Raw genomic sequence first — 20,565 nt, 5'->3', positions numbered from 1 at the left:
CTCATGGCTGAGACCGGACAGGAAATCGGCGCTGGCGTCCTCGTGGTGACGCACGGAGCCTTCGGAAGGGAACTCATCAACGCGGCAGAGACCGTGCTCGGACCGCAGGAGCGTACCGAGTCGGTGGGCGTGGATGTGGACAAGGGCGTGGACAAGACCGTGGAAGCCATCAGGAGCGCCATTCAGCGCAACTCCGACAACCGCGGCACCATCATCCTTACGGACCTTTTCGGTGGCTCTCCAACGACCTTGAGCCTTTCGTTGCTCAAATCGGAGAAGGTTGAAGTTGTCACCGGCGTCAACCTGCCGATGTTGGTCAAGGCGCTTCAGTCACGCCAGAAGCCGCTTGCGGAAATTGCATCTGACGCGGCGGAGGCCGGACGACAGGGCATCAAGGTGGCCGGCGCGCTGCTCAATGCCAAACCGGGCTCCAAAAAGGGGAAGCACTAGATGGCGCTCATTCGCATCGACAGCCGCCTCATTCACGGTCAGGTCATTGAGTCCTGGCTTCCCTACACCGGTGCAACGGTCATCGTCGTGGCCAACGATGAGCTATCGGTCGATATTATGCAGCAGCAGATAATGTCGCTTGCCATCCCCGGCGGGGTGGAATGCCTTTTCGTTCAGCTCGACGAGCTGGAGGCCCAGCTTTCGGATCTGGCCGAAGAAGACGTGCTGGTGCTGGTTTCCAATTGTGCCGATGCCCGCCGCGCGTACGATCTGGGGTGGTCCTACGATGACCTGAATATCGGCAACGTGCATTATAGCCCCGGAAAAAAGCAGTTTTCTCCCAGCGTCTCGCTCTCCTCGGAAGAGGAAGGGTGCCTGCGCTATCTTTACAAGAAGGGTGTCGTGCTCGATTTTCGGTGCGTGCCCAACGATCCGGTACAGGTGAGGTTCCCCGCATGATCGCATCGCCATACATCTGGTTCGCTGTCGTCGCTTTTTTTTTGCCCTCTTCGCTCTTTTCCGAAGCACTATAAGCATCGGGCTGCTTGAACGCCCGCTCGTCATCGGCCTGTTCTGGGCGATGGTGACTGGCCACTTCGAAACATGCATGGCGATCGCCATCTTTTTCGAGTTGTTCTGGCTTGATCTGCTGCCGGTGGGAGCTTACATTCCGCCGCACCTTACCGCCGCCGCGTTCGCCTCGCTCGCCATCGTCAGTTGGTTTGAGATGGTGGATCCTTCAAGAGTCATGGTGGTCCTTTTCGCTTCCATGCCGCTGGCGTGGCTGGGAGCCCAGCTTGAGGGCGTTCAGCGCATGCGTGAAAAGAAAAGCTACAACCGGCTTCTCAACTGGTCACGCAAGCCCGTTCGACACGATCTGCCGGGACAGCTCATCCTGCGCTCCGCGCTAACGCATTTTGTTGCCGCCTTTGTCCTTTTTTATGTCATACTTCTCGGATATGTTTGGATTTTCGAGATGCTTCTGCCGCGCATCGGTGGCCTGTTGTCCTCATTGCAGGTCCAGTGGGCACATCTGCTCGTTGCAGCCACGCTCGGCGGGGTCATGGCGCTACGCGTAAGGCGTGCATATGCCGTACTTTTTGCCTGTGCAGCGCTTGTGCTCTTTTTCTCATTCCGCCATGCTTTCTGACTTGGCAGTCGGTGGACTTTGTGATAAATGGAACATTCTTGATTTTAGGGTGTAGCCGTTTGCTGCAAACCAATCCATTTTAGGAGGACTTGATATGGCTATCGTAGTTGTTGGACACAAGAATCCGGATACCGACACCATTGCTTCCGCCATTGCGGTTGCTGATCTGTGGACCAAGCGCGGAATGGAAGCCAAGCCCATCGCTCAGGGCGAAATCGCTCCCGAAACCGCCTTCGTTCTGGAAAAGTTCGGTTTCTCCGCTCCCGAAGTGATGACCGACGCCACCGATCAGAAGATCGTGTTGGTCGACCACACCGACCTTTCCCAGTCCATGGACAACCTGGACAAGGGTGAACTTCTGGGCGTTGTGGACCACCACAAGCTCGGTGATGTCACCACCCCGAACCCGCTCGAAATGTGGGTCTGGCCCGTCGGCTGCACCGGCACCGTCATCAAGGCCATGTATGACTTCTACGGTATCGAAATGCCCAAGAACGTCGCCGGCATCCTGCTGTGTGCCATCCTGTCCGACACCGTCATGTTCAAGTCCGTCACCTGCACTGACGCCGACAAGAAGGCCGTTGAAGAACTGGCCAAGATCGCCGGTGTTGCTGACGTGATGGCTCTGGGCATGGAAATGTTCAAGGTCAAGTCCGCCGTTGACGGCGCTTCCGCCGACGAACTGGTTTTCCGTGACTACAAGGACTTCGACATGTCCGGCAACAAGGTCGGCATCGGCCAGCTGGAAGTCGTGGACCTGTCCATGCTGGACGCCCACAAGGAAGCCCTGCAGGCCGAGATCGAAAAAGTGAAGGCCGATGGCCGTCACTCCGTCTTCCTGCTGCTCACCGACATCATGAAGGAAGGCTCCGAAATGCTGATCGCTTCCGACGACGCTTCCGTTGTCGAGAGGGCTTTCGACGGCATCAAGGTCGACGGCAACTCCGTCTGGCTGGAAGGCGTGATGTCCCGCAAGAAGCAGGTTGCTCCCAACTTCATCAAGGCTTTTGAAGGCTAATAACCGCAAGAGCTTGTTGTAGCGCAAAGTCAGGCCCGGTGCGATCGGCGTACCGGGCCTTTTTTGTGTCAAAATTTCACAAGCTCAGTTATTAATTCGTGGCGCTGCGTTTACACGGTTCCCCCGGAACGGTATAAGAGAGAATGTGATAACACCCTTTCGAACCGTTAAATTGGAGGAACGATCAATGGCAAATTGTCATGAAATGAAGCCCGGCGATATCTACTACTGCGAAAAATGCGGGCTTGAACTCAAAGTCGAAAAGTCCTGTTCATGCAGCCCGGGCGGAGGAGATTCCTGCACCGTGCCGCTTTCCTGCTGCGGTCAGGAGATGACCAAGAAGTAGGTTCATAAAAATCCCCCTGCCGAGCTTCGGCAGGGGGATTTTTTACTCTTCGGTGGTTCTTGCAAACTCTTGTGCACAACGCCAGAACCCTTCCGGGTTGCCGGTATCGTGTACCTCTTCGGCGATGGGTAGCCCGTAGATAGGAATGTCAGCTTCAAGCATCGCGCGCCGGACCATTCCGTCACTCAGCTCCTGCCGTCCTATCTCGGCAAGCCCCTTTTCAATGAAGTCGAAGTAGTGGGGTAAGGCGATATACATGCCGCAGGTCCGCATTTCGCCTTCATGCCGAGGTTCGAAATGGCCTTCTTCCTTGGCAAGGATGGTCTTCAGGCGGATGCGGTTTCCTTCGGAGAAATCCTCAAGATCAACACGTCCGGAATTGCTGATGCAGTGTTTGTTTTCGTCGTTGACCTGCATAAGCGCGACAAGGTCGGCTGGAGCTTTGGCAAACTCGTCGATCAACCTTTTCATCACGCCTGACGGCCTGCATACGTTGTCAGGATAGACAACGGCAAAAGGGTTTTCCTCCACCACTTCCCGGGCAAGAAAGATGGCTCCGCATTCACCGTCAAGCTGTTCCTGTTCTATGAAATGAAACCTGCTTTCACCGAGCACCGCATCCAGTTCGTTTTGATGTTCATCCTTCATGCCGCCGGGATATTCACCTTTTTCGAACAGCGTGCGGATGATTTCCTTGCCGCGTCTGAGGATGATGGTGAAATCCCGTATGCCGGCATTGAAGCCGTCGAGCACCACATGCTGAATGGCTGCACGACCACCAATGGGGAGCATTTCTTTGGGAAAATGGCCGGGGATGCCTGGAATCGCACCTGCCATTCTTCGCCCGAGTCCAGCCGCGGGAATGACCATATGTCGAATCTCGTTCATGGAGTATCCTTTTTGTTTTCCGGACCATATCCTGCGTAAGCCCGCTTGTCACCGACAGGTTTTCTTTTTACGGATGCTGGGCTAGATTGCCGGAAACCCTCTGGAGATCAATCGTGCTCAGCAGCTTTTACAACGACTTCGACACCGAATGCCAGAACCATGGTCAGACCCGAAAGGAAAAGGGGCGCACCCCTTTTGAACAGGACCGTGACAGGATCATATATTCACCGGCGTTCCGCCGTCTGCAAAACAAGACGCAGGTTTTCCTGTCCGGCGAGTTCGATTTCTACCGCACCCGTCTGACTCATTCCATCGAGGTTTCGCAGATTGGCCGTTCCATCTGCAATCACCTGAACCGACAAGACGAAAGCCCGCTCGGCGACGATTTCATCGTGGACCAGAATCTTGTGGAAGCGATCTGTCTGGCGCACGACATCGGGCACCCCTCATTTGGACATGCCGGTGAGGCCGTGTTGAACGAACTCATGTACAAGCGCGAGGCGGGTGGCTTCGAAGGAAACGCCCAGAATCTGCGCATCCTTGATGATCTGTTCTATCGCAACGGAGCGGAATGGAAGGGCATGAACCCCACTCGTGCTTTCCTTGACGGGATGCTCAAATACAAGACTCTTCATGCGGACTCGGAAAAGAAGGAAAACCATTTCGTTTACGACTTCCAGCAGACCACGCTGGATTTCGTATCAGGTCAGCCGTCGTTCCGTGATGCCCTTGAGGGTGACGAGGACAACCTCAATTCCTTCAAGAGCATAGAATGCCGCATCATGGACTGGGCTGACGACATCGCCTACAGCATCCACGACGTCTCCGACGGCATTCAGGCCGGATTCGTTACCGTGAAGACGATTCGCAACTGGCAGGAATCCAAGAGCGAGGACTACACTGGCGAAGACGACGCACATCTTACTCGATTGTGCGAAGCCGTCATGAACGATAGGCATAACGGTTATCTCAACGGCATGATCGGCAAGTTCATTCACGGCACCACCGTTGTGGAAAGGCGAAATTTCCTCTCGGACCGCACCAACCGTTACGCGTACGACATCAAGGTCGATCCTGCCATGCGTAAGCTTTGCAAGCTCATGAAGAAGCTTTCCATGGCGCTTGTGTTCCGGACACCGCAGATTCACCAGACAGAGTACAAGGGCCGCAGGATTCTCAAGAAACTCTTCGAGGTGTTTGAGAAAGAGTACGTGCTGCTGGAAAAACCGCGCTATCAGCTTCTGCCCGCGCATTACGGGCGTGCCATTGCGGCCGCGGCGGATGACAAGTGGAAGTATCGCATTATCTGCGACTACATCTCCGGCATGACCGACGGCTTCGTGGTGCGGACCTACCGTAGGCTGTTCGATCCCCAGTTCGGCTCCATCACCGATCTGGTCTGATTCGGATCGAGCAACGAAGAATCCCCCGCATCGTTTCGATGCGGGGGATTTTTTATTCTTCACACTTGGCGGTAGCCTGACAGAACCGTTCAAGCTCCTCGTAATTATCTTCCACCGTTTGCTGGATGAAGCCGATTTCCTTCTCCGTGAGGTGCCGGAAGCGGCGCTGAAGCTTCAGGTAGTCGCCGATGGGCTTGACCTTCTTGATCTTTTTGGTGAAGCCGAATCGGCCACCCACCACTTCATAGAGTGGGAACAGGTTGGTTTCCACCGCGAGTTTGGCGATCTCGATGGATTTTTCGCCCTTGCTTCCCCAGCCGGTGGGGCAGGGGGAGTAGATATGCAGATAGGCCGGGCCGTCCACGGCGAGCGCCTTGGCTACCTTGTCCATGAGGTCCGTGGGATGGCTCGGGCTGGCCGTGGCAACGTATGGCACGCCGTGCTCTGCGATGATGCGCGGCATGTTCTTCTTCTGCGTGTGTTGGCCTATGCTCTCCGTGCCGCAGGGCGAAGTAGTGGTGGATGCACCGTAAGGCGTAGAGCTTGAACGCTGAATACCCGTGTTCATGTATGCCTCGTTGTCGAGACAGACGTAGAGCAGATTGTGCCCGCGCTCCATGGCTCCGGACAGGGAGCCGAAGCCGATGTCCGCCGTGGCGCCATCGCCGCCGAAGCACAGGATATTCGGTTTTGACGAGACTTTTCCTTTGCGGTGAAGTGCCTTGATGGCTGCTTCCACGCCCGATGCCACTGCCCCCGCATTTTCGAAGGCCACGTGAATCCACGGCACCTTCCAGGCGGTCTGCGGGTAGGGGGAGCTGATGATTTCCATGCAGCCGGTGGCGTTGCATACTATGGTATCCGGACCGGCCACACGGGTGACCATGCCCATGGCCAGTACCTCGCCGCACCCCTGACAGGCGCGGTGTCCCGAGGAGACCATGGATTCCATCTTGTGAATTTCCTTGAGCTTCGTCTTGTCGACACCGCTCAGGTCGATATCTTTAAGCATCGCTGTCCAACCCCCAGAGCGTGTAGGTTTCGGCCAGTTCGCCCTTTTCTGCCAACTCGACCATCTGCACGAAGTCGTCCACCGGCACGTCGCGTCCGCCTATTCCGGCAATGACGTTGACGATTTCCGGAGCATCAAGGCGACCGTAGAAGACGCTTTTCAACTCCTGCGCCACGGGACCGTTGACGGAACCAGGGCTTATGGCGCGGTCGATTACGACCAGCTTTTTGGCGCCGCTGACCGCGTCCATGAATTCCTCGACCGGGAAGGGTCTCCAGAGACGGATGCGAGCCTGTCTCACGGCTTTGCCATTGGCGTTCATGCGATCAACGGCGGTCATGACGGATTCGCCGAGTGACCCCATGGTCACTATGACGGTTTCCGCATCCTCGGCGCCGTTGGTCTCCACCAGTCCGTACTGTCTGCCGAACGTGTGGTTGAGGTCATCTATCACCTCGCTGACCACGGCCTTGGAGTCGAGAAGCGCTTGTTCACACTGCTTTTTGGCTTCGAGGTAGACCTCTGGGACGCCAACCGGCCCGAAGGTGACGGGATCGGCGGTGTCCAGCTTGATCTGCGGTTCATACGGCTTCAGGAAGGCGTCCACCACCTCCTGGTCCGGGATGGTGATGGGTTCGATCATGTGGGACATGATGAAGCCGTCCATGTTGACCACCACGGGCAGCATCACCCGCTTGTCTTCGCCGATGCGGAATGCGGCCCACGTGAATTCGAGCGCTTCCTGACCATTCTCCACGAACAGCTGGACCCAGCCTATGTCGCGTTCGGCCATGATGTCGGAGTGGTCGTTCCAGATGGAGATGGGGCCGGACAGGGAGCGGTTGGCCACGGTCATGACCATTGGCAGCCGCATACTGGATGCGATGAACAGAATCTCGTGCATCAGCGCCAGTCCCTGCGAAGACGTGGCCGTGTAGACGCGCGCTCCGGCCGCCGCGGCGCCCACCGCCGCGCTCATGGCTGAGTGCTCGGACTCTACAGGAATGTACTCTGCATCAAGCTCTCCGTTCGCCACGAATTCGGACAGCTCTTCCACGATGTGGGTCTGGGGGGTGATGGGGTAGGCGGAAATCACGTCCGGCGCGGCCATTTTGACCGCATCCGCCACTGCCAGGGATACTTCGGTTCCGATTCTGCGTGCCATGCTACTTTTCCTCCATGACCATCGTGATGGCGGTCTTGGGGCATTCGTTGGCGCAGATGCCGCAGCCCTTGCAGTAGTTCAGGTCCGGACGGAAAAAACCGTCCTCGTGTTCCGAAATGCAGAACTCGGGACAGAATACCGCACACATGGTGCACTTGATGCACTCATCCTCGTTCAATACGGGGACGAGCGTCCGCCAGTCGCCTGTCTTGAGCGCGGCGGCGTTGCCGGGATCGCGAATGGCCGCTCCCGGTTCCAGCCGCTGCCACGCGCAGATGGACTGTTTGCTCATGCCAAGCCTCCTCCTTGGTTGACTGTAATGCAATCCTTCGAGGCTTCTTTTTTAGCAAACTCCCTGCGCTTTCACAAAAGCAATTCGGCAAACGGCAGGAGGAAACCGTGAACGGTTACACGTCCAGCAGGACGGACGCGTGGGTGAGAATCCTTTCCATCTGGCTGCCGTTCAGACCGAGCCGATGTTCAAGGGTATGCAGCTCCCCGCCCGGGTCGTAGAGGGGGTAGTCGCTGCCGAACAGCAGGTGCTCAAGTCCGTGATGATTCGCGAGGTCGCCGAGAAGTTTGTCGTCCACGAATTCGAGCGTGCTGGAGGTGTCGAAATAGACGTCCTTGCCGCAGAGGTATTCCAGAACGTGGTCCCAGTGACGATAGCCACCCATGTGTGCGGCGATGATGGTCGGCTCCGGGAATGTCTCGCGAATGGCGGCCAGTTTTTTGGGGCAGGAGGGGTTTTTGTCCGGCGGCAGCACGTCGCCCACGTGGAACATGAGTGTGAAACGACCGTTCACGATTTCCATGAGTTCGTAGAATTCGGGATCATCCATTCTAAATCCCTGAAAGTCGGGATGGAATTTCAGGCCCTTGATACCTTTGCGCTCCAGCCGCTGCAACTCTTCCTCGATGCGGTCATAGCCCGGATGCATGGTGCCGAAGGCGATGATGCGCGGGTCACCGGCCATGAGCTCAAGTGCCCAGTTGTTGGCGGGAATGACCTGCGAGGGATCGGTGGCGGCGGTGTGGATCACCACTCCGTCCAGCCCGGCCTTGTCCGCTCGGTCGAGCAGATCGCAGGGGGTGCCGGTGCCGACGGGCGCAATCCCGTAATGACCGTGCAGCTGCTGTAGGACCTTGTCGGCAATTTTCGGATGGAATGCGTGTGTGTGAACGTCGAGTTTCATGATGTGTTTTCCCGTTTGATGCTCGTACGAAAACAATGTGCCTGCCGTAACGGCAAGCCATTTCAGAGAAAGCGGTGGTGGGCGAAGGTTATCGGAACAGGTCGCGCAGCCAGTCCGGGCAGCGAACGATGCGTCCGTCCGGGGACACGCAGGCGTGTTCGGTCATGCCTGTGGCGTAAACCGTGGACATGTCCGCGTCGCGGATTTCGTAGGCGAAACGCATGGAGGCTTTTTTCCATTCCTCCACGCCCACGCGCACGATGACTTCCTGATCGTAGCTCACGGGCTTGCGGTATCGGCAGCAGGCCTCGCGCACGGGCAGGATGACGCCGCGTTTTTCCACCTCTGCGTAGCTCATGCCCAGCTCACGCATGGCGAAGCTGCGGGCACGCTCGAAGAGGTGCAGGTATTCGGCGTTGTACAGGACGCCCATGGCGTCGGTTTCACCGTATGAGACGAAGTGGCGGTATCGGAACTCCGGCTGGGGGAACTCCCGGGGCATTGGCTATTTCCTTGTTTTTTCGACGGCGAAGGGCAGAAGGCCGTGTCCGTCTTCTATGCGGATGCCTGTCGAATCTGCGCTCTTCTCCGTGAAGTTGTCAAGGTTGGATGCCTCGCATCCGGGACCGTTGACAATGAAGGGTACCGGGTCCTTGGTATGCGTGCGTTCCACACAGGGGGTGTAGTGGTCACAGCAGACCAACCATGCGGTCTCCTCATTCCTGAGCGCCTCGCGAAGCGGGGCCAACACGCGGCTGTCGAAACGTTCGATAGCCTCGCGCTTTTCCTCCGGGTCGCCACCATGACCGCATTCGTCCGGGCCTTCCAGGTGGACGAAAACAAAGTCGCCGGTCTCAAGGAATTTGAGCGCGGCTTCGACTTTGCCTTCATAGTTGGTATCCAGCAGCCCTGTTGCGCCGGGAACATCGATGACCTCCATGCCGGATGCGAAACCGAGGCCCTTGATAAGGTCCACTGCGGATATGACAGCACCCTTCATGCCGAAAAGATTCTCAAAGCCGGGGAGTGAGAGCGGACGGCCCTGACCCCACGGCCAGATGGCGTTGGCGCGCGTGGTTCCGTTCCTTACCAGAATTTCACGGGCTTCCTGCAACAGATCCCAGAACTCGGGGTTGCGCGAATAGCGCTGCATGTCGCGGTTGATGGGCTTGTCGAGAATGTCGTGGGGCGGGTTGATGTCCAGCTCCGCCTCTGCGTCGAGCGCGCCGTCTTTCTGCACCAGCAGGTGCCGGTACTGGACGCCCGGAACAAAGCTGTAGGTGTCGTTGCCTACCAGCTCCTGCATCTTCTCCACGAGCGGTCTGGACTGCTCGGTCTCGATGTGGCCGGCCGAGTAATCGCGCATGATGCCGTCCGGACCGTAGTCCTCGACGGTCACGAGGTTCATGCGCCAGATCAGGTCATCCTTGCCTGCCTGAAGATTTTGCGCGGCGGCCTCGATGGGGCCGCGTCCCGTGTGGTACTTTTCGGGGTCGAACCCGAGCAGTGCCATGTTGGCCACGTCGGATCCCGGGGGCATGGATTTCGGGATGGTTGCGCAGCGGCCGACCATGCCGGTGCGGGCCAGTTCATCCATGGCGGGCGTGTTCGCCGCTTCAAGTGGTGTGCGGTGTCCGAGTGCCTCGTGCGGCCAGTCGCCCATGCCGTCGGCAACGAGAAAGAGAAATTTCATATGCCTTCCTTAGAGGATTCTGAAGCTTACGCAGGGCTGAACAGTGAAGTCCATGGCGTCGATTTCGTCAATGCAGGCGGCTACGTCGCGGGCGCGGGATTCGTGGGTGATGAAGACCACGGGAACGCCTTCGGACTGTTCGTCGCCTTTCTGTACCGCCTGGGCGATGGAGATGGAGTGGTCGGCCATGCTCTTGGAGATGGCAGCCATGACGCCGGGGCGGTCCGCCACGGTGAATCGGAAATAATAGCTGCTGCGGGATTCCTCCGGCGGCAGGATTTCGGCCAACGGGATATCCGCGTTGCGGAAACCGGTGTTGTCCGGGCGATACGCTTCGTCGCAGCCGCTACGGTCGATGTGCTTGGCGAGGTCGATGATGTCGGCCAGGACGGCGCTGCCGGTGGGTGTGTCGCCCGCGCCCTGGCCGTGCAGCATGACCGGACCCACGGCGTTGCCCACCACGCGCACGGCGTTGTAGTTGCCGCCAACGCGGGCCAGCAGGAAGGTGTACTTGACCAGCGCCGGGTGCACGCCCGCCTCAATCTTGCCGTCCACCACGCGGGCGTGCGCCATGAGCTTGATGCGGTAGCCGAATTCGCGGGCCAGCTCGATGTCCAGCGGGGTCACGGCGGTGATGCCCTGAATCGGCAGTTCTGAAAGGGGATAGTCCAGCCCGAACGCGAGGCGGGACAGGACGCAGAGCTTGTGCGCGGCGTCGAAGCCCTCCACGTCGAAGGTCGGATCGGCCTCGGCATAACCGAGGTCCTGCGCCTTGGACAGGGCGGTGGCGAAATCCATGCCCTTGGTGGTCATTTCGGAAAGAATATAGTTCGCCGTGCCGTTCAGGATGCCGAGCATTTCCAGCACGCGATCTCCCGCGAGGCTGTTCTTGAGCGTCTGAACGATGGGGATGCCACCGGCGCAGCTGGCCTCGAAGGACAGCCCTGTGCCGTTTTCCCGAGCGATGGCGAACAGTTCCGGCCCGCGCTCAGCGAGCAGATGCTTGTTGGCTGTGACAACGTGCTTGCCCGCTTCGAGCGCGGACCGGATCAGGTCATATGCGGAATCCAGACCGCCCATGCATTCCACCACGATGTCAATTTCGGGGTCCGTGGTGAGTCGGGTGAGGTCCGTGGTGAACTCGGTGCCGGGAGCGGTTGCTGCGGCGCGGGGCTTGTTGAGGTCGCGCACCACCACGGTGGCGATTTCAAGCCTGCGTCCGATGCGGCGTTCGATCCATTCCCCGTTTTCTTCGAGGATTGCGGCAAGGCCGGAGCCGACGGTTCCGAATCCGGCGAGTCCGAGTTTCACACTTTTCATCTGATATTACCCCTTTGCGAAGAATTTTCGCAGATTTCGTATTGCCTGATTGGTTCGGTGACGGTTTTCCACGAAGGCGAACCGCACGTGGTCGTCGCCGTACTGGCCGAAGCCGAGTCCCGGAGAGACGGCCACTTCCGCTTCCTTCAGGAGCATCTTGGAAAACTCGACAGATCCCATGTGCCTGAATTCCTCGGGAATCTGGGCCCACAGGAACATGGTCGCCTTGGGCGGTTCCACTTCCCAGCCGATGCGGTTGAGGCCCTCGCACAGGGCGTCACGCCGATCCTTGTAGATGTCCATGATCTCGGTCACGCATTCCTGATCACCGTTTAATGCGTGCGTGGCTGCCACCTGTATTGGAGTATAGATGCCGTAGTCAAGATAACTCTTGATTCTGGTGAGCGCCTGAACCATGTCCTGATTGCCGCAGCAGAAGCCCACGCGCATGCCGGCCATGGAGTAGCTCTTGGTGAGCGAGAAGAACTCGACGCCCACGTCCTTGGCCCCGTCCGCCTGCAGGAAGCTCGGCGCTTCGTAACCGTCAAAGGTGAAATCCGCGTAGGCGAGGTCGTGGATGACGTAGAGTTCGTGCTCCTTGGCGAAATCCACGATGCGCTGGAAGAACGCGATATCCACGCACTCGGTGGTGGGGTTGTGCGGGAAGTTGATGATCAGCAGCTTGGGGCGCGGCCAGCTGTGCGTGACGGCGACCTTGAGATCCTCGAAGAAGTCCCGGTCCTTGCCAATGGGCACGCGGCGCACGTCGGCCCCCGCGATGATGGATGCGTAAGGATGGATGGGGTAGGCCGGATCCGGTGCGAGCACCACGTCGCCGGGCGTGAGCATGACCAGCGCGAGGTGCGCGAGTCCTTCCTTGGCACCCATGGTGACACAGGTCTCCATGTCCTTGTCGAGGTAGACGTCATAGCGGCGCTTGTACCAGTCCGCTATCGCCTTGCGCAGCCCCTTGATGCCCTTGGACGCCGAATAGCGGGAGTTGCCGGGGCGGTACGCCGCCTCGCTGAGCTTGTCCAGGATATGCTTGGGGGTGGGCACGTCGGGGTTGCCCATGCCCAGGTCGATGATGTCGGCGCCCTGGTGGCGCATCTTCATCTTCAGTTCGTTGACCTGAGCGAAGACATAGGGCGGCAGCCGGTGCACGCGGGCGAATTGCTGCATGGACGGAACTCCTCGCTGTTGAAAGGTTTTTGTTGGAACTTGTTTTCATATCCGCGCCCCATGGCCGCTGTCAAAGTGAAATTTGTTTTCCGAAAAGGTTTTTGAAGGTATGAAATCCCATTGAAGACGAGGGGTTGCGTTTCCAAAGCAGCGGAAGAAAAAGCCCGTTTCTTTCAGTTCGGGTGAATATGTTTCGCAAAAGCTTTTTCATTGGAAAAAACAAGGGGAAGCCGGGAGGTTGAAGAACCGTTTTGTGTCCGTCTTTTTTACGTCGATTCTTGACCACGGCACCGCCTTTTATTAGCTTCATTCGTTCAATAGTCGGGAAATACCCATTAAGGAGAGCATAGAAATGGTTCAACAGTCCGAGTACATCTGGTTCGACGGCGAACTGGTCCCCTGGGAGCAGGCTAACGTCCATGTCCTTACCCACGCCCTTCATTACGGCACGGGCGTTTTCGAAGGCATTCGCGCTTACGAATGCACCGACGGCAGCTCCGAGGTCTTCCGTCTGAAGGAACACATGGTCCGTCTACTGGATTCCGCCAAGATTCTCGGCATCAAGGTGCCCTACAGCCTCGAAGAGCTGGTTCAGGCCACCGACGAAACCCTCAAGGCCAACAAGCTCAAGGGCGCCTACGTTCGTCCGCTGGTCTTCGTGGGCGATGGCGCCATGGGCGTTCATCCCGGCAACAACCCGATCCGCGTGTGCATCGCCACCTGGCCGTGGGGCGCGTATCTGGGCGACGAGGCGCTTGAAAAGGGCATCCGCGTCCGCTGCAGCTCCTACACCCGTCACCACGTGAACGTGATGATGACCAAGGCCAAAGCCTGCGGCAACTACGTGAACTCCGTTCTGGCAAAGACCGAGGCCGTTGCTGACGGTTACGACGAAGCCATCCTGCTCGACACCACTGGCCACGTTGCCGAAGGGTCCGGCGAGAACATCTTCATGGTCAAGGACGAAGTGCTCTACACCCCGCATCTCTCGCAGGTGCTGGGCGGCCTGACCCGCGACTCCGTTATTCAGCTCGCATCCGATCTGGGATACGAAGTCCGCGAAATGGCCATCGGCCGCGACATGCTTTACACCGCCGACGAAGTGTTCTTCACCGGCACCGCCGCCGAGCTGACCCCGATCCGCGAGATTGACCGTCGTCAGGTGGGAGAAGGCAAGGCCGGGGACGTCACCAAGGCGTTGCAGACCGAGTTCTTTAAGATCCTCAAGGGCGAAAACGAAGATTACGAGCACTGGCTGCACCGTTATTCGGTGGATTAGCGGCCGCTGTTCTGCTATTGACCGGGGAGTCCGGCGGCACTGGCCGGACTCCCCGTTTTTTATATCGACCGAGCGAGCATCAGCATGAGCACCAGCAGCCTTACCGCCAAGTACCGTCCCCAGACCTTCGCCGACGTGGCGGGGCAGGAGGCGGTCAAGACCATCCTTTCCCGCGCGGCCGAAAACGACCGCGTCGCGCCCGCATACCTTTTCAGCGGCACCCGGGGGGTAGGCAAGACCACCGTGGCGCGAATCTTCGCCAAGGCGCTCAACTGCGTGAACGCGCCCACGTCGGAGCCGTGCAACGAATGCGCCCACTGCAAACAGATCACCGCAGGGGCCGCCGTTGACGTCATCGAAATGGACGGCGCATCCAACCGCCGCATCGACGACATCCGCTCCCTCAAGGAAGACGTGGGGTACGCGCCCATCGACGCCCGTTACAAGGTGTTCATCATTGACGAGGCACACATGCTCACCAAGGAGGCCTTCAACGCGCTGCTCAAGACGCTTGAAGAGCCGCCGCCGCGCGCCACCTTCATCATGGCCACCACCGAGGCCCACAAATTTCCGGCCACCATCATCAGCCGTTGCCAGCATTATACCTTCAAGATGCTGCCTCAGGCAGGTCTGGTGGCGCATCTGGCCGCAATCCTCGACAAAGAGGGCATCCCCTTCGAGCAGGGCGCGCTGGACATTATCGCCAAACGTGGCGCTGGCAGTGTTCGCGACTCCATGTCGCTTCTCGGACAGTCCCTTGCCCTTGGCGGCGACAGTCTCAGCGAGGCCGATGTCCGCAATTTCCTCGGCCTTGCCGGACAGGACGTCTTCTTCCGGCTCATGGAGGCCGTTCACGAGCGAGATCTCGTGGGACTCGGCACCATGCTTCGCGAAGTGCTCGATCAAGGGCTGGACCTCGGGTTCTTCCTGCGTGAACTCGTGGGCTGTTGGCGCAACATGTTTCTGCTGCGTCAGTCCGGCCGTTCCGCTTTGGAGTTGCTCGGATTGTCCGGCGAGGAAGCCGAAACATGGATGGAATGGGCAGGCAAGTTCGAGCCCGCGCACATCCACGCAGCTTGGCAGATGACGCTGGACGGCCAGAAGCGGGTCATGTCGAGCCTTGAGCCGGCACTGGCCCTTGAACTGCTGCTGTTCAACCTCGCCTCGCTGCCGGAACTGGTGAATCTTTCAGATGTCGGCAAGGGCGGAGCACCGCAGGGACCTTCCCGCGGTGCTCCGACAGCTGGCCCGCGTCCCGGTCAGCCGGGGATGAATCGCGGCCAGCAGACGCCGCGTCCGCAGAACAGACCGGCACCGCCCCAGCCGGGTGCGCCGCAGGGCGGGCAGGCTTCCCGGCCGCCACAGTCTCCGCAGCGTCCCAATCCTCAGGGCGGAGCGCAGCCCAAGGCTGCCGCACCGCCGCCTCAGGCACCGCCGCAACCGCCGGCAGGCGCTCCAAATCCGCCGCCCGCGCCGCCGAGGGGGGCGCCGAATCCGCAGGTGCCACCGCCACCGCAGCCGCCGGGGCAGGGTGCCATCCCGCCCCCGCCTCCTCCGCCGCAGCCCATGGATCCCACGGTTCCGCCGCAACAGTCGCCTCAGTCCGGGCAACGGGAATCCGGCGCGAAACCTTCGGCTCCGAGGCAACACGGACAGCAGCAGCGCCAACCGTCATCGACTCCCGACCAGGAGCCTGAGCCGGGCCGGTTCGAGGGCATACCCGATCCGGCGGACGCTGAAGGATGTTCCTGCGAGATACCCGATCGATCGGGCGATCTCCCGGAGCCGACCGGTCCCCGATCGTGGAACGGCTTCGTTGAATACATCTGCACCTCGGATTGTCAGGGCAAACCTGCTCAGATTCGGCAGGCCACGGGGGAATTGAAAGGGGACACCCTGACGATCACCTGCGGCAGCAACTTCCTTTGCAGAACGCTTACGGAACCGGCCACGAATGGACTGCTCAAAGGATTCGCGGAGAAATATTTCGGACCGGGCACGAAAGTCGTAGTGGAAACCGTCGACCTGCCCGAAAGGAAAAGTTACAAGCAGCTTCATACCGAGGCCGAGGCCAATCCGGTCGTGAAGAAGGTGCTTGATCGCTTCGGGGCGCTGATTGAAAACGTGTCCCCGATCAACGGTTATTAATCGAATAGAACAGCAAGGAGATCATAATGCGCGGAATGAATGAAATGATGCGTCAGGCCCAGATGATGCAGAAGAAAATGACCCAGATTCAGGAAGACCTGAAGACCCGCGAAGTGGAATCTTCCGCAGGCGGCGGCATGGTCAAGGTCAAGGCCACTTGCGGCAAGGAAATTGTTTCCGTGGAGATCGAACAGAGCGTGGTGGATTCCGGCGACGCCGAAATGATCCAGGACCTCGTGCTGACCGCCGTGAACGACGCGCTCAAGACCGCCGGCGAAGTCATGGAAAAGGAAATGTCGGCCGTCACCGGCGGCATGAAGCTGCCCGGCGGCCTCTTCTAGGGGGATTTTGTGAGCAGACTTCCGGCCCCGCTTCAGGAAGCGGTGGACCAACTCTCCAGCCTGCCGGGCATCGGCCCCAAGTCGGCCCTGCGCATTGCGCTCACGCTGCTGAAGATGCCGCCTGAGAAGGCGCGCGGAGTCGGCGGCAGCATCATCGAGCTGCGTGAAAGCCTGTGCATGTGTGAGGACTGCGCGAGTCTGGCCGAAGCCAGTCCCTGCGCTCTGTGCTCGGATCCGGAACGCGAACGCTCGCGCATGTGCATCGTGAGCGAGTGGGACGCGCTTCTGGCTCTTGAGGAGATGGGCATGTTCAAGGGGCGTTATCTTGTCCTCGGCGGCCTCATCTCTCCTCTGGACGGGGTGGAGCCGGGGCACCTTGAGTTCGACAGGCTGCGACGGCACCTCGACTCCGGCGAAGTCGAAGAGCTGATTCTCGCCCTCGGTGCGACCATGGATGCGGAAAGCACGGCTTCCTACATCAAGAACATGGTTGAGAAGGAATACCCCGGCGTGACGGTGACCCGTCTGGCTCAGGGGATTCCCATCGGCGGCGAAGTCAAGTATATGGATAAGGAGACCCTCAGGCAGTCCCTGTTGCACAGGCACGGGTTCTGACGGTCCAGCAACGCCAGGGTCGGTTTCTTTTGCGAGGGATTGCGTGCCGGCCCCAGGCACAACCTTCCAACGGGGGAAACATGATCGAGATCAGGCTGCACGGCAGAGGTGGACAAGGTGGCGTAACGTCCGCGGAACTGCTGGCAAAGGCTGCCATTGCCGAAGGCAAGTACGCGCAGGCGTTTCCGAGCTTCGGCCCGGAACGGCGCGGGGCGCCGGTGATGGCATTCGTACGTGTCGATGACGAGCAGATCAGGCTGCGGGAGAAAATCTACTCCCCGGACATCGTGCTTGTGCTCGACCCAAGCCTTCTGGACATCGTGGATGTGGCGGAAGGCCTTTCGGAAAACGGAACCGTGGTGGTCAACTCCGCCATGACGCCCGAGGAACTGAAAGAGAAGTACGGATTCCCGAAGGTCGCTACCGTGGACGCCAACAAGGTCGCCATGGAAGAACTCGGGGTTCCCATTACCAACACGACCATGCTCGGAGCGCTGCTCAAGGCCTCCGGCATCATCGGTGTGCAGGAAATGGAAGAGCCCATCGGCGAACGCTTCGGCGGCAAGCTTGGCCCCAAGAACTTCAAAGCTCTTGAACGGGCCTACGGCGAAACAATGGTTGCCTAGCGGCCACACACGACGATTCCATCAGGGCCGGGGAGGACCCGGCCTTTTTTCATGCGAGCCAATGAGCGATAACGAACTGAAAACACTTGCCTCCGCTGAAGTCCGCTCCATCGTCTTCCAGAACGAGGAGAACGGCTACACGATCGCGCGCGTTACGGCCAAGGACGAACCGGGACAGATTACCGTCACCGGAACCATGGGTGATATTTCACCTGGCGAGGTGCTTGATCTGCGTGGCAAGTGGAAGGTTCATCCCAAATTCGGACCGCAGTTCGAGGTCCGCACTTTTGAACAAACCAGACCCGCCACCGAGCAGGGCGTTGTCCGCTTCCTTCAGACCTCCATCAAGGGAGTAGGCGAAAAAACCGCCCAGTTGCTGTTGGAAACCTTCGGCATGGGGATTCTGGACATCCTCGACGAGGACCCGGAACGGTTGCTTGAGGTCAAGGGCATCTCAAAGCGCAAGCTCAACGACATCGTGGAATCGTGGTCCAAGCAGAGAACCATCAAGAATCTGCTGGTATTCCTGCAATCCAATGGAGTGCCTACCACGTGGGCCGGAAAGATATTTCATCTCTACGGTGCCCAGGCCGAACAGAAGCTGCGCGACAATCCGTACGATCTCGCTTACGAGATTCGCGGCGTCGGGTTCCGCACGGCGGACCGCATGGCCCTGAAGCTGGGCTTTCCCCCGGATGCTCCGCAGCGGCTTGAGGCGGCCATCATCTACACGCTTTTCTCCCGGTGTGAGCGAGGAGGCCACCTTTTCATCTCCAAGGATGCACTGTTGGACGAAGCCGCGCGCATGATGGAGGGCGTGGATTTCGACAAGCTCGAAACCGCCCTCTATTCGCTTGAGGAAAAGAAGCGCGTCCGGATCGAGGACCTGCCCGAACAGGAAGTGGACGAGGCGGTCTACCTCATGCATTTCTACCATTACGAAAACGAAGCGGCCCAGCGATTCTACCAGCTGGTGAGCCACCCCACGCCGGTCAGTCGCGACAAGATCGCCGAGGCGCTGCCCAAAGTCGAGGAGACTCTCGGCTTTTCCCTCTCCGACGAGCAGCGCGAAGCGGTCTTCGAGGCGTGCGGGAACAAGGTCTTCATCATCACTGGCGGTCCCGGTACCGGTAAGACAACCATCACCAAGGCCATCGTGCTCACACTCAAGGAGCTCGGGCTGAAGATCAAGCTGGCCGCTCCCACGGGACGTGCGGCAAAACGGCTTTCCGAAGCAACCGGCATGGGTGCGCAGACCCTGCACAGGCTCTTGCAGTATCAGCCGGACGGTGGCTTTCATTACGATCAGGACCAGAAGCTCAAGGCGGACGTGCTGGTGGTGGACGAAGCCAGCATGATTGATGCGCAGCTTTGCGTGGCGGTGCTCCGGGCGTTACCCCATACCTGCCGTCTGGTCTACGTCGGTGATGTGAACCAGCTACCGAGCGTGGGACCGGGCAACGTGCTCGCCGACATGCTCAACTCCGAGCGCATCCCCAGCGCGCGACTGTCGCATATTTTCCGTCAGGCGCAGGAGAGCTTCATCGTCGTCAACGCGCACCGCATCAATAACGGGCAGATGCCGAGACAGCATCCCATGCCCGCTCCGGAGGCCGATTATTACTGGATTCCACAGGAAGATTCGGCAAAGGTCCAGAAGCTGATTCTGGACAGCGTGTGCGAGCGTATCCCCGAGGTCTACGGCATGGACCCCATGCGGGACGTGCAGGTGCTCACACCCATGCATAAAGGCGATGTGGGCACGCAGGCGCTCAACCTTGCACTTCAGGAGCGCCTGAATCCCTTCAAAGGTCGGGAAGTGAAGCGGGGCAACACCAGTTTTCGCAAAGGCGACAGGGTGCTCCAGTTGCGGAACAACTATGACAAGGACGTTTTCAACGGCGACCTGGGCTGGGTGGCGGATCTTGATCCGGAAGATACCGAATTGTTGGTAGAATTCGACGACGGCAACACTGTGCACCTCGAAAGCTCCGATTTGGACGATCTTTCTTTGGCCTACGCCGTGAGCGTGCACAAGTCGCAGGGCAGCGAGTATCCGGCGGTGGTCATGCCCGTTGTGACCCAGCACTACATCATGCTTCAGCGAAATCTACTCTACACGGGACTGACCCGGGCGCGAAGCCTCGCTCTGATGATCGGCTCGGACAAGGCGCTCAAGCTGGGATTGAACAACGTCACCTCGGGCAAGCGGGGGACGAACCTCTCGTTCCGCCTGCGGCACCTCTTCGACAACAGTCTCCTGCACGCCGGGTAGGCTGCTCCATAAAACAAGGGCTGCTCCGGGGGGAAACAGCCCTGAATTCCGAACGTCAGCGGTGACGTCGGAGACATGTCCTTTGCGGCGAACGGCTCGCCTTTGATTACTCCCGAGCCATGAAATCGAACATGAAGGCGTAAGTGTCGTGCATCTCGGTCTCCAACTGGCTGAAACACTGTTGGGCCTGCTGCATGTCGTTCGCCTTGGTGGCCTTTTCCAACAAGAGACAGGCCTGCCTGACGCGTTCCGCACCGATGGTGGCGGAGCCGCCCTTGAGCGAGTGGGCCAGATGCCTCAGCGTATCCACGTCTCCCGAATTCAGCGCTTCTCGAATCTGTTGTATCCTCTTGGGTTCCTGGCTGACGAAAACCGCGAACATCTTCTTGATGAAAGGTCGCTTCTCAGCCATGGAATCAAGGAAGGAAGAGTCGATAATCTCCGTGGTCATGGTGGTA

22 protein-coding genes are annotated in these 20,565 nt (G+C 59.0%); 12 read left to right on the top strand and 10 right to left on the bottom strand.

Annotation, left to right across the window (positions count from 1 at the left end):
- Positions 1-3: 3 nt before the first annotated feature.
- The 5 genes from B149_RS0111915 to B149_RS18730 all read left to right on the top strand — a co-directional run bounded on the left by B149_RS0111915 (position 4) and on the right by B149_RS18730 (position 2,964).
- Complete coding sequence (locus tag B149_RS0111915; protein ID WP_018125391.1) at positions 4-450, top strand: PTS sugar transporter subunit IIA; 447 nt, start codon at positions 4-6, stop codon at positions 448-450.
- Positions 451-909 (top strand): PTS sugar transporter subunit IIB, encoded by a 459-nt coding sequence (locus B149_RS0111910; protein WP_018125390.1) that lies wholly within the window; start codon positions 451-453, stop codon positions 907-909.
- A 4-nt stretch (positions 910-913) separates the two neighbouring features.
- Positions 914-1,600, top strand: a complete 687-nt coding sequence (locus B149_RS17115; RefSeq protein ID WP_342661893.1) for a PTS sugar transporter subunit IIC — start codon at positions 914-916, stop codon at positions 1,598-1,600.
- Positions 1,601-1,694: 94 nt separating this feature from the next.
- A complete protein-coding gene (locus tag B149_RS0111900; RefSeq protein WP_018125388.1) occupies positions 1,695-2,618 on the top strand; it encodes a manganese-dependent inorganic pyrophosphatase in 924 nt (307 codons plus the stop codon).
- Between the two features lie 187 nt (positions 2,619-2,805).
- The gene (locus B149_RS18730) at positions 2,806-2,964 is read left to right on the top strand and encodes a hypothetical protein (RefSeq protein ID WP_018125387.1); all 159 of its coding nucleotides are present in this window, start codon (positions 2,806-2,808) and stop codon (positions 2,962-2,964) included.
- Positions 2,965-3,006: 42 nt separating this feature from the next.
- Here the strand turns inward: B149_RS18730 and B149_RS0111890 are convergent, their stop codons facing one another.
- Entirely contained in the window at positions 3,007-3,852 is an 846-nt protein-coding gene (locus tag B149_RS0111890; RefSeq protein ID WP_018125386.1) for a sugar phosphate nucleotidyltransferase, read from the bottom strand.
- A gap of 113 nt (positions 3,853-3,965) precedes the next feature.
- Between B149_RS0111890 and B149_RS0111885 the strand changes: the two genes are divergently transcribed.
- On the top strand, positions 3,966-5,255 hold the full coding sequence (locus B149_RS0111885) for a deoxyguanosinetriphosphate triphosphohydrolase family protein (RefSeq protein ID WP_018125385.1): 1,290 nt from the start codon (positions 3,966-3,968) through the stop codon (positions 5,253-5,255).
- Between the two features lie 52 nt (positions 5,256-5,307).
- Here the strand turns inward: B149_RS0111885 and porB are convergent, their stop codons facing one another.
- From porB to B149_RS0111845, 8 genes are all read right to left on the bottom strand, one after another.
- Positions 5,308-6,267 (bottom strand): pyruvate synthase subunit PorB, encoded by a 960-nt coding sequence (gene porB, locus B149_RS0111880; RefSeq protein ID WP_018125384.1) that lies wholly within the window; start codon positions 6,265-6,267, stop codon positions 5,308-5,310.
- Positions 6,260-7,432: a hypothetical protein gene (gene porA / locus B149_RS0111875; protein ID WP_018125383.1), complete on the bottom strand. Its 1,173-nt coding sequence runs from the start codon at positions 7,430-7,432 to the stop codon at positions 6,260-6,262. The genes porB and porA overlap by 8 nt, the downstream gene beginning before the upstream one ends.
- 1 nt (position 7,433) lies before the next feature.
- A complete protein-coding gene (locus B149_RS0111870; RefSeq protein WP_018125382.1) occupies positions 7,434-7,724 on the bottom strand; it encodes a 4Fe-4S dicluster-binding protein in 291 nt (96 codons plus the stop codon).
- Between the two features lie 115 nt (positions 7,725-7,839).
- Positions 7,840-8,628 (bottom strand): amidohydrolase family protein, encoded by a 789-nt coding sequence (locus B149_RS0111865; RefSeq protein ID WP_018125381.1) that lies wholly within the window; start codon positions 8,626-8,628, stop codon positions 7,840-7,842.
- Between the two features lie 88 nt (positions 8,629-8,716).
- Positions 8,717-9,130, bottom strand: a complete 414-nt coding sequence (locus B149_RS0111860) for an acyl-CoA thioesterase (protein ID WP_018125380.1) — start codon at positions 9,128-9,130, stop codon at positions 8,717-8,719.
- A gap of 3 nt (positions 9,131-9,133) precedes the next feature.
- Positions 9,134-10,321, bottom strand: coding sequence for a cofactor-independent phosphoglycerate mutase (locus B149_RS0111855; RefSeq protein ID WP_018125379.1), 1,188 nt, complete (start codon positions 10,319-10,321; stop codon positions 9,134-9,136).
- A 9-nt stretch (positions 10,322-10,330) separates the two neighbouring features.
- Complete coding sequence (locus B149_RS0111850) at positions 10,331-11,641, bottom strand: homoserine dehydrogenase (protein ID WP_018125378.1); 1,311 nt, start codon at positions 11,639-11,641, stop codon at positions 10,331-10,333.
- 6 nt (positions 11,642-11,647) lie between these two features.
- Positions 11,648-12,823, bottom strand: a complete 1,176-nt coding sequence (locus tag B149_RS0111845; RefSeq protein ID WP_018125377.1) for an aminotransferase class I/II-fold pyridoxal phosphate-dependent enzyme — start codon at positions 12,821-12,823, stop codon at positions 11,648-11,650.
- Between the two features lie 352 nt (positions 12,824-13,175).
- Between B149_RS0111845 and B149_RS0111840 the strand changes: the two genes are divergently transcribed.
- The 6 genes from B149_RS0111840 (at position 13,176) to recD2 (ending at position 20,107) form a co-directional block, all read left to right on the top strand.
- Complete coding sequence (locus B149_RS0111840) at positions 13,176-14,102, top strand: branched-chain amino acid transaminase (RefSeq protein WP_018125376.1); 927 nt, start codon at positions 13,176-13,178, stop codon at positions 14,100-14,102.
- Between the two features lie 84 nt (positions 14,103-14,186).
- Positions 14,187-16,250 carry a DNA polymerase III subunit gamma/tau gene (gene dnaX, locus B149_RS0111835; protein ID WP_018125375.1) on the top strand — a complete coding sequence of 688 codons (2,064 nt, stop codon included), beginning with the start codon at positions 14,187-14,189 and terminating at the stop codon, positions 16,248-16,250.
- Between the two features lie 26 nt (positions 16,251-16,276).
- Entirely contained in the window at positions 16,277-16,591 is a 315-nt protein-coding gene (locus B149_RS0111830) for a YbaB/EbfC family nucleoid-associated protein (RefSeq protein ID WP_018125374.1), read from the top strand.
- Positions 16,592-16,600: 9 nt separating this feature from the next.
- Entirely contained in the window at positions 16,601-17,206 is a 606-nt protein-coding gene (recR, locus tag B149_RS0111825; protein WP_018125373.1) for a recombination mediator RecR, read from the top strand.
- Positions 17,207-17,286: 80 nt separating this feature from the next.
- On the top strand, positions 17,287-17,832 hold the full coding sequence (locus B149_RS0111820; protein ID WP_018125372.1) for a pyruvate ferredoxin oxidoreductase subunit gamma: 546 nt from the start codon (positions 17,287-17,289) through the stop codon (positions 17,830-17,832).
- Between the two features lie 61 nt (positions 17,833-17,893).
- The gene (recD2, locus tag B149_RS0111815; protein ID WP_018125371.1) at positions 17,894-20,107 is read left to right on the top strand and encodes an SF1B family DNA helicase RecD2; all 2,214 of its coding nucleotides are present in this window, start codon (positions 17,894-17,896) and stop codon (positions 20,105-20,107) included.
- Between the two features lie 106 nt (positions 20,108-20,213).
- Here the strand turns inward: recD2 and B149_RS0111810 are convergent, their stop codons facing one another.
- A complete protein-coding gene (locus tag B149_RS0111810; protein WP_018125370.1) occupies positions 20,214-20,558 on the bottom strand; it encodes an Hpt domain-containing protein in 345 nt (114 codons plus the stop codon).
- Positions 20,559-20,565 lie beyond the last annotated feature (7 nt).

The organism is Desulfovibrio oxyclinae DSM 11498, assembly GCF_000375485.1.
Taxonomy (GTDB): Bacteria; Desulfobacterota; Desulfovibrionia; order Desulfovibrionales; family Desulfovibrionaceae; genus Pseudodesulfovibrio; species Pseudodesulfovibrio oxyclinae.
The sequence above is the reverse complement of the archived record's forward strand: the minus strand, read 5'-3'. Positions and strand labels throughout refer to the sequence as shown.

Coding starts and splice junctions, on each gene's coding strand:
- B149_RS0111915 (WP_018125391.1), top strand. CDS start 4: ATGGCTGAGACCGGACAGGAAATCGGCGCTGGCGTCCTCGTGGTGACG.
- B149_RS0111910 (WP_018125390.1), top strand. CDS start 451: ATGGCGCTCATTCGCATCGACAGCCGCCTCATTCACGGTCAGGTCATT.
- B149_RS0111900 (WP_018125388.1), top strand. CDS start 1,695: ATGGCTATCGTAGTTGTTGGACACAAGAATCCGGATACCGACACCATT.
- B149_RS18730 (WP_018125387.1), top strand. CDS start 2,806: ATGGCAAATTGTCATGAAATGAAGCCCGGCGATATCTACTACTGCGAA.
- B149_RS0111890 (WP_018125386.1), bottom strand. CDS start 3,852: ATGAACGAGATTCGACATATGGTCATTCCCGCGGCTGGACTCGGGCGA.
- porB (WP_018125384.1), bottom strand. CDS start 6,267: ATGCTTAAAGATATCGACCTGAGCGGTGTCGACAAGACGAAGCTCAAG.
- porA (WP_018125383.1), bottom strand. CDS start 7,432: ATGGCACGCAGAATCGGAACCGAAGTATCCCTGGCAGTGGCGGATGCG.
- B149_RS0111870 (WP_018125382.1), bottom strand. CDS start 7,724: ATGAGCAAACAGTCCATCTGCGCGTGGCAGCGGCTGGAACCGGGAGCG.
- B149_RS0111865 (WP_018125381.1), bottom strand. CDS start 8,628: ATGAAACTCGACGTTCACACACACGCATTCCATCCGAAAATTGCCGAC.
- B149_RS0111860 (WP_018125380.1), bottom strand. CDS start 9,130: ATGCCCCGGGAGTTCCCCCAGCCGGAGTTCCGATACCGCCACTTCGTC.
- B149_RS0111855 (WP_018125379.1), bottom strand. CDS start 10,321: ATGAAATTTCTCTTTCTCGTTGCCGACGGCATGGGCGACTGGCCGCAC.
- B149_RS0111850 (WP_018125378.1), bottom strand. CDS start 11,641: ATGAAAAGTGTGAAACTCGGACTCGCCGGATTCGGAACCGTCGGCTCC.
- B149_RS0111845 (WP_018125377.1), bottom strand. CDS start 12,823: ATGCAGCAATTCGCCCGCGTGCACCGGCTGCCGCCCTATGTCTTCGCT.
- B149_RS0111840 (WP_018125376.1), top strand. CDS start 13,176: ATGGTTCAACAGTCCGAGTACATCTGGTTCGACGGCGAACTGGTCCCC.
- dnaX (WP_018125375.1), top strand. CDS start 14,187: ATGAGCACCAGCAGCCTTACCGCCAAGTACCGTCCCCAGACCTTCGCC.
- B149_RS0111830 (WP_018125374.1), top strand. CDS start 16,277: ATGCGCGGAATGAATGAAATGATGCGTCAGGCCCAGATGATGCAGAAG.
- B149_RS0111820 (WP_018125372.1), top strand. CDS start 17,287: ATGATCGAGATCAGGCTGCACGGCAGAGGTGGACAAGGTGGCGTAACG.
- recD2 (WP_018125371.1), top strand. CDS start 17,894: ATGAGCGATAACGAACTGAAAACACTTGCCTCCGCTGAAGTCCGCTCC.
- B149_RS0111810 (WP_018125370.1), bottom strand. CDS start 20,558: ATGACCACGGAGATTATCGACTCTTCCTTCCTTGATTCCATGGCTGAG.